Source organism: Stenotrophomonas cyclobalanopsidis, assembly GCF_008710035.1.
GTDB classification, from domain to species: domain Bacteria; phylum Pseudomonadota; class Gammaproteobacteria; order Xanthomonadales; family Xanthomonadaceae; genus Stenotrophomonas; species Stenotrophomonas cyclobalanopsidis.
Window position 1 is genome coordinate 1 of the sequence record NZ_VYKI01000012.1, and the last position, 13319, is coordinate 13319.

At 64.2% G+C, this 13319-nt stretch carries 13 protein-coding genes and 1 pseudogene; 10 read left to right on the forward strand and 4 right to left on the reverse strand.

The window, feature by feature from the left end:
• Positions 1-101, forward strand: a pseudogene (locus FJU31_RS19630) (IS110 family transposase); the annotation flags it as partial.
• Between the two features lie 327 nt (positions 102-428).
• On the forward strand, positions 429-1721 hold the full coding sequence (locus tag FJU31_RS10785; protein ID WP_150454747.1) for an adenylosuccinate synthase: 1293 nt from the start codon (positions 429-431) through the stop codon (positions 1719-1721).
• Here FJU31_RS10785 and FJU31_RS10790 read toward each other — a convergent pair.
• Positions 1657-2352: a hypothetical protein gene (locus FJU31_RS10790; protein WP_150454748.1), complete on the reverse strand. Its 696-nt coding sequence runs from the start codon at positions 2350-2352 to the stop codon at positions 1657-1659. The two genes, FJU31_RS10785 and FJU31_RS10790, sit on opposite strands and share 65 nt — an antisense overlap.
• A 711-nt stretch (positions 2353-3063) precedes the next feature.
• Between FJU31_RS10790 and FJU31_RS10795 the strand changes: the two genes are divergently transcribed.
• The 6 genes from FJU31_RS10795 (at position 3064) to FJU31_RS10820 (ending at position 8450) form a co-directional block, all read left to right on the forward strand.
• Positions 3064-4098 (forward strand): RHS repeat domain-containing protein, encoded by a 1035-nt coding sequence (locus FJU31_RS10795; RefSeq protein WP_150454749.1) that lies wholly within the window; start codon positions 3064-3066, stop codon positions 4096-4098.
• Positions 4099-5679: 1581 nt separating this feature from the next.
• Positions 5680-6036: a hypothetical protein gene (locus tag FJU31_RS10800; protein WP_150454750.1), complete on the forward strand. Its 357-nt coding sequence runs from the start codon at positions 5680-5682 to the stop codon at positions 6034-6036.
• 154 nt (positions 6037-6190) lie between these two features.
• Positions 6191-6835 (forward strand): hypothetical protein, encoded by a 645-nt coding sequence (locus FJU31_RS10805; protein ID WP_150454751.1) that lies wholly within the window; start codon positions 6191-6193, stop codon positions 6833-6835.
• Between the two features lie 71 nt (positions 6836-6906).
• The gene (locus tag FJU31_RS10810; RefSeq protein ID WP_246161300.1) at positions 6907-7551 is read left to right on the forward strand and encodes a transcriptional regulator; all 645 of its coding nucleotides are present in this window, start codon (positions 6907-6909) and stop codon (positions 7549-7551) included.
• Positions 7514-7921 carry a hypothetical protein gene (locus FJU31_RS10815; protein WP_150454753.1) on the forward strand — a complete coding sequence of 136 codons (408 nt, stop codon included), beginning with the start codon at positions 7514-7516 and terminating at the stop codon, positions 7919-7921. The genes FJU31_RS10810 and FJU31_RS10815 overlap by 38 nt, the downstream gene beginning before the upstream one ends.
• Before the next feature lie 103 nt (positions 7922-8024).
• On the forward strand, positions 8025-8450 hold the full coding sequence (locus FJU31_RS10820) for a DUF4259 domain-containing protein (RefSeq protein ID WP_188115487.1): 426 nt from the start codon (positions 8025-8027) through the stop codon (positions 8448-8450).
• 4 nt (positions 8451-8454) lie between these two features.
• Here FJU31_RS10820 and FJU31_RS10825 read toward each other — a convergent pair whose 3' ends face one another.
• The 3 genes from FJU31_RS10825 to FJU31_RS10835 all read right to left on the reverse strand — a co-directional run bounded on the left by FJU31_RS10825 (position 8455) and on the right by FJU31_RS10835 (position 10559).
• Entirely contained in the window at positions 8455-9099 is a 645-nt protein-coding gene (locus FJU31_RS10825; protein ID WP_150454755.1) for a M23 family metallopeptidase, read from the reverse strand.
• A 4-nt stretch (positions 9100-9103) separates the two neighbouring features.
• Positions 9104-10060, reverse strand: a complete 957-nt coding sequence (locus FJU31_RS10830) for a L,D-transpeptidase family protein (RefSeq protein ID WP_150454756.1) — start codon at positions 10058-10060, stop codon at positions 9104-9106.
• A 94-nt stretch (positions 10061-10154) separates the two neighbouring features.
• The gene (locus FJU31_RS10835) at positions 10155-10559 is read right to left on the reverse strand and encodes a hypothetical protein (RefSeq protein ID WP_150454757.1); all 405 of its coding nucleotides are present in this window, start codon (positions 10557-10559) and stop codon (positions 10155-10157) included.
• 80 nt (positions 10560-10639) lie between these two features.
• On the opposite strand from FJU31_RS10835, the gene FJU31_RS10840 reads away from it, so the two are divergent.
• Together FJU31_RS10840 and FJU31_RS10845 are read left to right on the forward strand one after the other, a co-directional pair.
• Positions 10640-11005 carry a MerR family transcriptional regulator gene (locus tag FJU31_RS10840; protein WP_150454758.1) on the forward strand — a complete coding sequence of 122 codons (366 nt, stop codon included), beginning with the start codon at positions 10640-10642 and terminating at the stop codon, positions 11003-11005.
• Positions 11006-11102: 97 nt separating this feature from the next.
• Positions 11103-13229, forward strand: coding sequence for a methyl-accepting chemotaxis protein (locus FJU31_RS10845; protein ID WP_150454759.1), 2127 nt, complete (start codon positions 11103-11105; stop codon positions 13227-13229).
• Positions 13230-13319: the final 90 nt, after the last annotated feature.

Genomic DNA, 13319 nt, shown 5'->3' on the forward strand with positions numbered 1-13319 from the left:
CCAGAAAACTGGCCAGGATTGCGTGGGGCGTATTCAAGAGTGGCAAGGAATTCGACCCAGCCATGCTGAAGGTAGGCCAAGCCTGCTTCCAACAGGCTTGACCACGAACATAGGATCTCGGCTCTACTGGGGCGACCGGATGCAGCGCCCGAGCCTATGCTCTGGCGGCGCCGCGCAGCGGCGATACGGCAGCCGAGCATGGGCGCCTGACCGGCCGGTAAAGCCGTCCGTCGGAAGGGTGGCACCGGACCCTGGAAACCCGGATAATGCACAAAAGCCGGACGGGCCTCCCCGTTCGGCTTTTTCCGTGTCTGGGCCTTCCATCGCCGGCCGCTCCCCGTTTGGAGCCGCCATCCAGGTGCTGGCCAGCCCCGCCGCGGTTTACCCGTCCGCGGCCCCGATGGCCGCAACAAATCGAGGAGCCCGTCATGGGTCAGTCTGTCGTAGTGTTGGGTGCCCAGTGGGGCGATGAAGGCAAGGGCAAGATCGTCGATCTGCTCACCGAGGAAATCGGCGCCGTGGTGCGCTTCCAGGGCGGCCACAATGCCGGCCACACCCTGGTCATCAATGGCAAGAAGACCGTCCTGCACCTGATCCCGTCGGGCATCCTGCGTGACGATGCGCTGTGCCTGATCGGCAATGGCGTGGTCATCTCGCCGGCCGCGCTGCAGAAGGAAATTGCCGAGCTGGAAGCCTCCGGCGTTGAAGTGCGTTCGCGCCTGAAGATCTCCCCGGCCGCGCCGCTGATCATGCCGTACCACATCGCCCTGGACCAGGCGCGCGAACGCGCTGCCGGCGGCAAGGCGATCGGCACCACCGGTCGCGGCATCGGCCCGGCCTACGAAGACAAGGTGGCGCGCCGCGGCATCCGCATCGCCGACCTGCATTACCCCAAGCAGCTGGAAGAGCTGCTGCGCACCGCGCTGGATTACCACAACTTCGTGCTGACCAACTATCTGAACACCGATGCGGTCGATTTCCAGAAGACCTTCGACGAAGCACTGGCCTTCGGCGAATACGTGCAGCCGATGAAGTCCGATGTGGCCGGCATCCTGCACGACCTGCGCAAGCAGGGTAAGCGCGTGCTGTTCGAAGGCGCGCAGGGCGCACTGCTGGACATCGACCACGGCACCTACCCGTACGTCACCAGCTCCAACACCACCGTCGGTGGCGCGCTGGCCGGTGCCGGCGTCGGTGCCGATGCGATCGACTACGTGCTGGGCATCGCCAAGGCCTACGCGACCCGCGTCGGCGGTGGCCCGTTCCCGACCGAGCTGGACGATGAAATCGGCCAGGGCATCCGTGACCGCGGCGCCGAGTACGGTGCTTCGACCGGTCGCCCGCGTCGTTGCGGCTGGATGGACATCGTCGCGCTGAAGCGCGCCGTGGCCATCAACGGCATCAGCGGCCTGTGCATCACCAAGCTGGACGTGCTGGACGGCATGGAAAAGCTGAAGGTCTGCATCGCCTACGAATACAACGGCAAGCGCACCGAGTACGCGCCGCTGGATGCACAGGGCTGGGAAGACTGCACCCCGGTCTATCTGGAGTTCCCGGGCTGGAGCGAGAACACCCACGGCATCACCCACTGGGACGAGCTGCCTCCGGCCGCACGTGCCTACCTGCGTTCGCTGGAAGAGCTGGCCGGTTGCCCGATCAGCATCGTCTCCACCGGCCCGGACCGCGACCACACCATGGTCCTGCAGGATCCGTTCGCCTGAGTGGGCGGTAGCGCCGGGCCATGCCCGGCGTGGTGGTAACGCTGTGCAATTGAAAAAGAGCGCCGCGACTCCCTGAGGGTCGCGGCGCTTCTTTTTTGGCCGGAGCAGTCTCCGTCGCATGGCCAGGTGCTGGATCGCTGCCAGCAAATTGCGACGACTCAACTCGACCCGATTCAATGAAATTTCCGGAAATCCACATCCCAGGCTGCACTGCTTCCATCATGGATCCAACCGAAATGGTGTCCCATTTGGGAAACTCGATTAAATCAAACGCTGCATGTTTTGCAATGGCCTTAAATTTGTCATCAAGATCGGAAATTTGAATCGCAATCTCTGGCTCTGCAACAAGCACGTATTTACTGCCACTCCAGTCGTACACGTAAAGACCGCGACAGGCCATGTCCAAAAAGTCGTCGGGCCGTGCAACACTTACGCGTAAATTGACATCTCCCGTTACCGGAAGATCCATCAGAAGAGTTTCGATATTGCGCAGATCAACGTTGGCTTGCATCAACAGCGCTGTTGGAATTTCACCTTCGCCGGAAGTAACAAAGGCCGCAACCGTTCCACGTTGATCCATTCCCAACCATGTGCACTCGATGCCATCGGGATATGCCTGTATTGTGATCATTTCGACAATTCATCTCTTTGGAATTTGGCTTCCTTTGGGAAAGCCCCCCTGCCGTACTCTGCCTCACAGCTTGCGCAAACAGGAACTTCCGCGCCCGTTCTCGGTCGGACCGCTTCAGTAAACCGGATGTCGGCCTTGTTGCCACCCAATGCCTTCGCGACATGCCCTTCGGCACATGTCCCTCCACCACAGGCGCGAGCTGCAACTTTACCCAGCGTCAGCTCGGTCAAATCGATTCTGGTACGGCAGCTGGACCGTGTCGCACCCAGCAACGAGGCCCGGCGCTGGGTTGCCTCCAACAACATTGCTTGGGGTTGGGCATCGTCGGTGCTCCATGCAGGCCGGCGACAGCGCCTGATACCGGACGAAGTGGCCGACCGCATGGGCGCAGCACGTGCGTACGTATCCTCGGTAAGTGTAAAGGGTGACCCAATAGGCGGGTCTGTGGATGCTGAATGAAGCGCTGATTACTCAACCTCCTTCGCGCTATCCATGGTTTCACATGGCCACGCATTTCCAAGTGCTACGCCAATCCCTCTTGGGGCATCCAACCACCATATCTGCGAATGCTCCTGAAAGAGCAGCGTGGCAACAGCCACCACTTGATTCACGTCAACACGCACTGGTTTGCAGCGCGTCTTCCCCTGCCATCGGAGACTGTGATATGAAGACGGGATCTTGCTGGAAGGCTCTTTCAAAGGGATTGGAAGGATGGAAAAGCTTGAGGGGACCGATCGTCGTGTTAGCCCCAATCTTTGCGGTTTGGCGAAGCGCTTTCGTAAACGGGGCCTCATGGGTGCCTGGCTCTGTTGCATACCATTGATGAGCTTGGCGCAAGCGCAATCGGCAAGCACCGAGACGGTCACCTACATTCATACCGATGCGCTTGGTTCGGTGGTTGCCGAGACCGACGCCAATGGCAACGTGGTCAAGCGCTATGACTACGAACCCTATGGGGGCGTTGTCGGCGGGCAGGTTACGGATGGACCAGGATATACGGGGCACGTGAGCGATGCTGCCACTGGGTTGAGCTACATGCAGCAGCGCTACTACGATCCCCAGCTGGGGCTCTTCCTCTCGGTAGATCCCGTTTCTACGCACTCAAGCCCGAAACACTTCAATCGATACAGTTACGCTTACGGCAATCCGTATTCCTTCACCGATCCGGACGGAAGAATTCCGGTAATGCCCTTCATCTACGGTGCCGTCTTGGGCGGCCTCGCAGACATCGCGGTTCAAAAAGCCATGAATCCGGGTAAGCCTATCGACAAAGTGGAGTTTGGCATTGCTGCCGCCGTTGGCTCTGTCTCCGGCGGCGCTGGTGGACTAGCCGTTGCTGCAGTCGGTTCCGGCACGATCTCGGTAGGGCGTGCGGTTGCAATACAGACAGTTGTTAATGCAGTGGCGGGCGGGGCCGGTTCCGCCGCAGAGAGCGCAATCAAAGGCCAGCCCATCACGGCGGAAGGCGTCGCTTCAAATGCGATTGGCAGTGCAGCTGGAGGATTGGCGGCCTCAGGTGTTGGCGCTGCCATGGGTGACTTCGCGGGCCCCGCTGCTCGGGGAACACTGCAGAAGCTAAGCCAGTCATCCGCCCCGGGTGCACCCAACATTGCAAGCACCACGGCATCGACTGGAGTGGCGATTCCAAGGCAATCCGCACTCCAAGGCGCGGCATCCCAAGCGGGTCAGAATCTCGCGGGAGCAGGAGCGACTGTCGTACAGAAAGACTTGGAGAAGAAGAAATGAGTTCCATGATGAAAGGTTTCCTAGGAACTCAATTTCTCGCCGCGTGCTTTGGCCTTTCGTACTTCGCAGTTCTTACGTATCGCCACCACCCGGACGCTATCCATATTGGGTTGCGGATCTGGGGCTACTTTGCGGTGATCTTTCTATTGCTTCATCTGTTTCTTGCGCTGAAGCAGTGGTGGAAAAACTCGCACCGAAGGCGATAGGCGCGCACTCTTTCGTTGTTTCGTTTGCACCAAACCACGAGCCGCCCAATGGGCGGCTTGTGGCTTTCTCGGAGCGGTTCACCAGCTTGCAAGTGAAAGCATGTCAATTTCGACATCAGCTGCCGGGAAAAATCACCTTCACGTGAAATCCATCACGGTTCGCATGCTGGCTAGTGGTGTCCAGTATGGCGTCGCTGTCCTGTACGGTGCGGGTGTCCAATCTGTTTGGCGGCGGTGTCCAGTTCATTTGGCGACGCTGTCCAATCCGTTTGGCGCTGGGTGTCCAATTGGTTGGCTTTTCGTACGCTCGGATGCGGAGTGTCACATGGTCCATACTCTCCCAAACGTCAGCCATCTCTTAAATCCCTGAAAGACCTTAAAGCAAGGCGCTGCATTCATAGCATGGAAATTGCGGACGAGCTGGGGAAGTTGCGGTAGCAGGGTCAGAGATGGCAGCTCGGCTCGGATTAAACTCATTTCGCCAAGTCTGAGAGAGGGTGAAAGGGGCGTTGGAGAAAGCCAGGAAGTTCCGTAATCCCGAAGCGCCAGGCACGGGATGCTGGAGGTGATCGCCCCGCCTATGCCACCGGCCATGACACAGCGCTGCGAAGGAGAAGAAATGCTGGGCAGGCTGTTCTATTTCACAACCCGCTTCAGTGATAAGGAACATGTCGCGATCTGATTGAACGAAGCTGGGTTGCTTCTCACATGGACACTGCCACGGGCAAGTACAGTTCTGCGTTATCTTCTAGGAGGCTGATATTTCTGCCGGTGGCCCGGTCGAGGCCGCAACAGTAGTGCCAGCCCATGGCTGGCAGAACCGAAGCCACCAGCATGTCGCTTCCGGCACTCTAAATCGGCCATCCACGTCAGATTCCCCCAAGCCACGCGCCCCTCGCACTTCCCGCACGATCCCCGCATACAACTTCTGGTAAGCGATAAACGTCACGCGCCATTCGAAAGCGCGGGTTGTTTGCGTCACTGCGCGTCGCTCTCGCCCGCGCACCAGCAAATTCGCGCCTATTTCTGTCGCATCCAACGCTCCCCGCGCATGCAACACTTCGCACCGCACGCTCGATTCCCTCCGAACCTTTCGGATTTTTCTCATTGAATCGAACGTGCAGGCGTAGACAACATGGCGCGCCACCGAAAAAGGGTGGCCGGGAATCCAAGCCCGATGCATAGCTGTAAACGCTTGCCAGCCGGCACCGTCCTGAAGCGGTGCCGGCTGGCAATCCGTCGGCCTTTATGGCGGGCGGTGCGTGGGGGTCTTCGGACCCACCGGATTAGCTATGCACCGGTTTGGATCCCGCACCGTCCGCCACCCCGCTTCCGCGCGGTGGCGCTGTTACGTACAGCCAGGGAAGCCGACGCCATGACCACTCGCAAGAACCCGCCGTTCCATGTTGTTGATGCCGTCAACGACGAGGAAGAATCCACCTCCGATATCAGCACCTTCCAGGGCTGCCTCACCCGCATCCGGGATGGCGAAGGCTCCGATGGCATGCTCTGGCCGGAGGAAAACCTGTCCGACGGCAGACGCCAGTCGCTGGCGCGGATCGACCGTGCGGCCGTGGCCATCCTCACGGCGGCGGAGATGCTGCACGCCGCCAACCGCTGCAAGACCATGGCCACGCCCCGCCGCCACCTCGATGAGGGCGTGGTGGAAGGGTTGTTCTTCGCCTGCCGCGAACTGGCGGAACTGGTCTGCCGGGAAGTCAGGCCGGCCTGACCTCCGTTCTGCATGTGCGATGCCCAGCCTCGCCATCTGGCGAGGTACCGGGTAGGTTCAGGCGTTGCTGTACACCGGCACTATGGACACGTGCAGTTCTGCGCTACGTTGTGGCCAACGCCAGCAGGGACGCAGCGATGACCGGGAGTTCGGCATGAAGGGCGAGACGGTCGCGCGGGTGACCCTGTGGGTGCTGTGGAGCCTGTGGGCGCTGGCCTGCATCGCGCTGGTGTTGGGCGCGGCCGCCAACCACCTGGCCTCGCGCACGCAGACCCTGCCACTGGTGCTGCAGCCCGGCGCGACCGCCGAGATCACGGTCTACCGTTTCATCGACGACCCGTTGCGGCTGCGCCTGCGCTACGCCGATGACGGCGCCGATCCGTCGATCAATCCGGAGCTGCGCCTGCGCGCGGAGACCCCGACCGATCACAACGAATTCCGCGCGAAGACACGCTCGGGCGCGCCCGGAACGGATGTTTCCCGTGCGCTGGAGTCGGTCGGGCCCAGCAGGTTCGCCGCCTCATACTTCGGCTATGGGCGGGGGGATGCACTGCCGCGCGGGCGTTCCTGGCTGCGGCTGACCGTGCTGGAGGTTGACCCGGCGCTGGCCGGGCGAGCGGCCTCGGTGGAACTGCTGCCGCCGATGGACGTGTTGAAACTGACCGATCTGGATTACCTCTGGCTGTGGCCGTTCTTCTTCTGGCAGCGGGTGGCGCTGCTTTTACTGATTGCCGCCGGCGGGCTGGCCGCCGCCAGCATCGCGCTGAGGCGCTGGCAACGGCGCAACAGCGCCCGGTAGCGCCGGGCCATGCCCGGCGGGGCAGGCCCTGCACTTGCCAAATACCCAATATGGGCACAATAATGCCCAATATGGGTAACCACGCCGCCCCCTCGACTTCCACAGGCCCCATCGGCCTGGCTGACGCGCTGTTCACCCAGACCCAGCAACGGGTGCTGGCCCTGCTGTTCGGGCAGGACCGCCGTGATTTCAGCATTTCCGCGCTGATCAGTGGCAGCGGTGCTGGTTCCGGCGCCGTGCAGCGCGAAGTGGCCAAGCTGGTCGCCAGTGGGCTGGTGGAGCAGCGCAAGGTCGGCAACCAGAAGCGCTATCGCGCGTTTGCGGGCTCGCCGATCCATGCCGAACTGGTGGCGCTGGTGCACAAGACCATCGGCCTGGCACAGCCGCTGCGCGACGCACTGCAGCCGCTGCAGGACCAGATTGCAGCGGCCTTCGTCTTCGGTTCGGTGGCCAAGCGCACCGACAGCGCGCACAGCGACATCGACCTGATGCTGGTCTCTGATACGCTGGGCTATGCTGAGCTGATGGCCGTGCTCGATCCGCTGGAAGATCGCCTGGGACGGCCGGTGAACCCGACGCTGTACACGCACGACGAATTGAACGATCGCCTGCACAAGGGCAATGCCTTCCTGCAGCGTGTACTGGAACAACCCAAGCTGTGGGTGATTGGAGGAATGGATGACCTCGCCATTGCAGAACCTGGTCGGGCCGGGTAAACCGCTCAGCGCCGAGCCGCCGGATCCGCGCGAGATCGAAGGCCTGCAGCGCTCGGGCCTGGCGCGGCTGCGTGACGCACGCAATGCCACGCTTTCGCTGGAAAGCCGCTTCGACCTGGCCTACAACGCCGCCCACGCATTGAGCCTGGCCGCGCTTCGTGCACAGGGGTTCCGGCCCAGCAACCGCTACATCGTGTTCCAGTCGCTCAAGCACACGCTGGGCGTCGGCCCGGAGGTATGGCGGGTGCTCGACAAGTGCCACCAGCAGCGCAACATCGCCGAGTACGAGGGCGAACTGGATGTCAGCGGGCGCCTGGTGGAAGACCTCATCGCCGCCTGTGAAGCGTTGCTGGTGGCCTGCGGTCTCTGAGTGCGCCGGTGGGTTGCCACGATCCGCTGCCGTGCCGCATGCTTCTGCGTCGCGCCTCGCGGTCCGCGCGTGGCAGGACATCAATCAAGGAAGGAGCAACATCATGGGTGCATGGGGCAGCGGTACATTCGAGAACGATGACGCCTGCGATCTGGTCTGCGACCTGCGCGAAAGCACGGATCTTTCACTGCTGGAAGACGCGCTGCGCACCGCTGCCGAGACCGACGAAGACCTGGATGCCGGCGATGGCAGCAAGGCCCTGGCCGCAGCGGAAGTGATCCTGGCGCTGCTGGGCAACCCCTCGCCGGCGATCGCCGAAGAGGAAGACCTGCAGGCGTGGATGAAGGCCAATCCACAGCGCCCGACCGCCGCGCTGCTGGCACTGGCCGAACGCGCCGTACAGCAGGTGACGGCCGAAGACAGTGAGCTGCGTGAGCTGTGGGACGAGGTCGATTCGCTGGACGAATGGATGGCCGAAGTGAACACGCTGCAGGCCGGCCTGCGCGCCGCACGCAGCGCAGTCGGCTGAAGCCTTAGCGGCCAGCCGCCTGCAGCAACGGGTAAGGGTTGATCGATTCGCCCTTCCACCATTGCTTCTCCGGGCCCAGCACGTGCACCTCGAAATGCAGGTGCGGGGCCTCGGCGCTGGCGTTGCCGGTGCTGCCGACGTAGCCGATCACTTCACCGCGCTTGATCACCTGCTTTTCCGCCAGGCCATTGGCATAGCGCTGCAGGTGGGCGTAGTAGTAGCACCAGCGTCCGCTGGGCTCGAACTGGTAGATCGTCAGCCCGCCGCGCTGGCTGTCGAACAGTTTTTCCACCGTGCCATCGGCCACCGCCAGCACCGGCGTGCCGGCGTCGGCCATGATGTCGATGGCATCGTGCACGCGACCCTCGCTGCGTGCATCGGTGAAGGTGTCGCGCAGCTGCGAGGCCTGGATGCCCTGCACCGGCAGCAGCAGCCCGGTTGGCGCATCGGTGGCGCTGGATGGCGGCACGGCCGCAGGAGCCGGAGCGTCCGCGCGCGGCGTTGCAGCCGCAGCCGGCGGCGCCGCGGCCACCGCAGGCTGAGCTGCGGGCCGGGCAACCGCCACCGGCTCACCCGCATCGCGGCGCAGCCACCAGCCGGCACCCAGCCCCAGCAGCACGCCCAGTACGATCAGCTGCGAAAGACGCATCGCCTCACTCCTGCATCACGACGGGTACCGAGGTATCCACCGCATCGGCCACGCGCAGCGCATCCCAGTTGGTCATGCGCACGCAGCCATGTGATTCGGTCTTGCCCACATGGCCGGGTTCGGGCGTGCCGTGCAGGCCGTAATGCGGCTTGGACAGGTCGATCCAGACCCGGCCCACGGGATTGTTCGGGCCCGGCGGCAGCGTGGCTTTCTTCTCGCCCTTGCGCGCATCCCAGAACAGCTTCGGGTTGTAGTGGAACGTCGGGTCGCGCGACACCCCGAGGATCTTCCATTCACCGATCGGCAGCGGATCGTGCTGGCTGCCCGACGACACCGGCACCTGCGCGATGACCTTGCCCGCTGCATCAAGCAGCTGCAGGGTGGAATCGGATTTGTCGACCACCACCTTGGCCGCCTTCGGCAGTGGTGTCGGGGCGATGTTCGGCACCTGGATGCGGCTGCCAGCCTTGCCCAGGTCAACGCCGGGGTTGAGTGCCTTCAGCAGTTCGGGCGAGGCGTGGAAGCGCTCGCCCAAGGCTTCCTCTACGCTGCCGTAGCCCAGCGCCTTCAGCTTGGCCTGGGCGGCGGGGCCCTTCGGCACCGGCTGGAACGGACCGGCCACGTCCTCGGCAGTCAGGGTGTAGCTGGCAAGCGGCGCATTGGCATCGGCCTGCAGTGCCTTCCAGGTGGCATCGTCCAGTTCACCGGTGACGGTCAGCCCGTGTGCGGCCTGGAAGCCGGACACCGCGCGGCGCTGGTTGCTGCCCACTTCGCCATCGATCTGGCCGGGCGAGAAATTGGCGCGGTCCAGCAGGACCTGCGCGTGCAGTGGCGAGCGTGCGGCGATGTCCGGTCCGGCGCGTTCGGCGATGGGCGCGGGCAGGTTGGCCGGCGGGGTCTGCGCGAATGCAGGGGAAACCAGCAACGACAGTGCGAGCACGGCAACACGGGGTGAAGGCATGGAAAGCTCCTTTAGAACGTGCCCCCACCATGCCTGCACCCCGCGACCAGCCCGCGTGAAAACACCGGCGTATTGCTGAGTGGCAGATGAGCGCTCAACGCGCGGGGTGATCCTCGATGCGCCAGCTCTGCAACACGCCGAAGCCGATCTCGGCCACGGTGAACAGCAGCAGGATCGCATTGGCACCGTGCAGCACCGCATACACCTGCCACAGCGCGAACAGCCAGCGCGCCGCAGCATCCAGCCGGCCCAGCAGCACGCTGGGGGCGAGCACGCGGGCCAGCGACCACATCACCACCACCGAGCCGAGCAGGTTGGCCAGCAGCATGTGCAGCGGATCCAGCGCGGGGACCTGGCCGGGCAGCTGCCAGGCCTGGGCCAGTGCAGCCAACGCCGCATGCAGCGGTGCGAAGGTCCAGGGCAGGGCGAAGGGCAGGGTGACCACCAGGTCGTAGAACGCACTGGCGCGGACGATGCGGAGGTAGCGGGAGGTGAGCATGGACGCCTTCAACGGGGGAAAGAGGGCGTACTGTCAGGGCTGAAGTAAACTTCAAGGTCAAGCACTTTCTGGACCCGCCCATGCAGATTGGAGAACTCGCCGAGGCCTGCGGCCTGTCGCGCGAAGCACTGCGGTTCTACGAGAAGCAGGGCCTGATCGGCGCGCGGCGCCTGGCCAATGGCTACCGCGATTATCCCGAGGAAACGGCGATGCTGGTGCACTACATCCGCACTGCCCAGCAGCTCGGTTTCACTCTGGCCGAGATCGGCCAACGCCTGCCCCGGCTGTGGGAACAGGCCGACGCCGGCCCGCTGCTGGCAGCCGCACTGCAGGAAAAGCTCGCCGACATCGACGCCCGCATCGCTGCGCTCAGTGCGCTCCGCGAGGATCTGGCCACGCGCTTGGCCAGTACCTGCCCCTTGCAGCCCCGTGGCGCTCCGGGCTGAAGCCGGATTCTGAACCGTCACCCGGCTGTTCATGGAGGCGACGTCAAGGCGGCGTGAGGCAGGCCGATACAGGCTTATCCCCCCGTTTGGATCCCCCATGAACTACTTGAGGAATGTCAGGGTTGCCTGGCGTCTTGGTCTTGGCTTTGGCCTGTTGCTGCTGCTGGTGGCCGCCGTGGTCGCCACCGGCGCCACCGCCACTGCCGTACAGAAGCGCGCGATGCAGCAGGTGGTCGAGACCAGCGTGACCAAGGTGCGCCTGCTGTCGCAGATGCTCGATGCCAACAACCAGATGATGGTCGTGCGCCGTGAGATGCTGATCCGCCAGGGTGACGCGCGCGACGCCGATGAGCAGCGGATCGCTGATCTGGTCAAGCGCTACGAAACCAGCTGGACCGCCTACCAGGCACTGCCCGGCGATGCCGACGGCAAGGCGATGGGCGAGGCCATCGCGGCCATGCGTGCGGTTGCGCGCCCGCTCAACAAGCAGACCAGTGAACTGATGGCGCAGGGCGATTTCCCCGGCGCCATCGCGCTGACCCTGGGCCCGGTGCAGGACGCGGCCAACGGCTGGAACAAGGCGCTGGCCGATGGCGTGGCCTTCGAGGAAAAAGAGAGCCGCGAAGCGGCCGCCGAAGCGATCCGCCTCGGCGAGCGCAGCCTGTTGCAGTTGCTGGGGCTGGGCGGCGCAGCGCTGCTGGTCGGCATCGCTGCCTCGGTGATGATCGGCCGCAGCCTGACCGGCCCGCTGGCGCGCGCGGTGCAGCTGGCACAGCGCCTGTCCATGGGTGAGCTGGACCAGGAGTTCCGCCTGGGCGGCCGTGATGAACTGACCCAGCTGGGCGAGGCCATGGGCAGCGTGCGGCAGAGCGTGCAGGCCGCCATCGGCGCGCAGCTGCAGATGGCCGAGCAGCACGAGGCCGGTGCCATCGGCTACCGGATGGATGCCAGCGCCTTCCCCGGCGATTTCGGCCGGATGGTGCAGGCCACCAACAGCCTGGTGGAATCGCACGTGCAGGTGGAACTGCTGATGGCCGAAGTCATGCAGCGCTATGCGATCGGCGATCTCAGCCGCGACCTGCCGCAGTATCCCGGCGAGAAGGGCGCGTTCACGCGCACCCTGGCCGCGGTGAAGCAGAGCCTGATGGCGATCAGCGCCCAGATCGACACGCTGGCCCGGGCCGCCGGCGCGGGCGATTTCAGCGTGCGCGGCGATGCCGAGGCGTTCCAGTTCCAGTACCGCGCGATGGTGGAACACCTGAACGCGATGATGGCCAGCTCGCAGGCCAGCATCGCCGATGTCTCCGATGTGCTGCGCGCGATCTCGCACGGCAACCTGACCGCGCGCATGAACGGTGACTACGAGGGCGTCTTCGCCCGCATGCGCGACGATGCCAACACCACCACCGCGCAGCTGACCGGCATCGTCCGTGGCATCCAGGTGGCGGCCGACAGCATCAACAACGCCGCGCAGGAACTGGCCGCCGGCAACAGCGACCTCTCGCGCCGTACCGAACAGCAGGCCGCCAACCTGGAAGAAGCGGCCGCATCGATGGAAGAGCTGACCTCCACCGTGCGCCAGAATGCGGACCTGGCCCGCCAGGCCGACAGCGAAGCACATGCGGCCGGTGCGGCCGTGCGCGAAACCGAGCAGGCCATGGCGCAGATGGCAACGGTCATGGGCGAGATCGACCAGTCGTCGGCGCGCATTTCGGAGATCTCCACGGTGATCGATGGCATCGCGTTCCAGACCAACATCCTGGCGCTGAACGCCGCCGTCGAAGCGGTACGTGCCGGCGAGCAGGGCCGTGGTTTTGCCGTGGTCGCCAGCGAAGTGCGCACCCTGGCGCAGCGCGCCGGTTTGGCCGCGAAGGAGATCAAGGAGCTGATCGAGGATGCCGCCGCCAAGGTGCAGAGCGGGCTGGCCGTGACCGTGCAGTCCGAGGCGGCGATCGCCCGCCTGGCCCACGCCAGCTCGCGCACCAACCAGCTGATGAGCGACATCGCTGCGGCCAGCAAGGAACAGGCGGCGGGCATCGAGCAGGTCAACCAGGTGGTGATGCAGATGGACCAGGTGACCCAGCAGAACGCGGCTCTGGTGGAAGAGGCGACCGCGGCCAGCCGCGCGCTGGAAGAGCAGGCCAACGCGCTGAGTACCTCGGTGTCGGTGTTCCAGATCGAGCAGGACGGTGCAGCCCGCGCCTTGGTGGCGCGCGCGGCCTGAGCGCTGCGCGGGTAGAGTCGAGGGGGGGGGGGGGGGGGTGGGGCAAGAACACGAGCAAGCCACCCACAACACCCCCACCCCGAGTAAAGG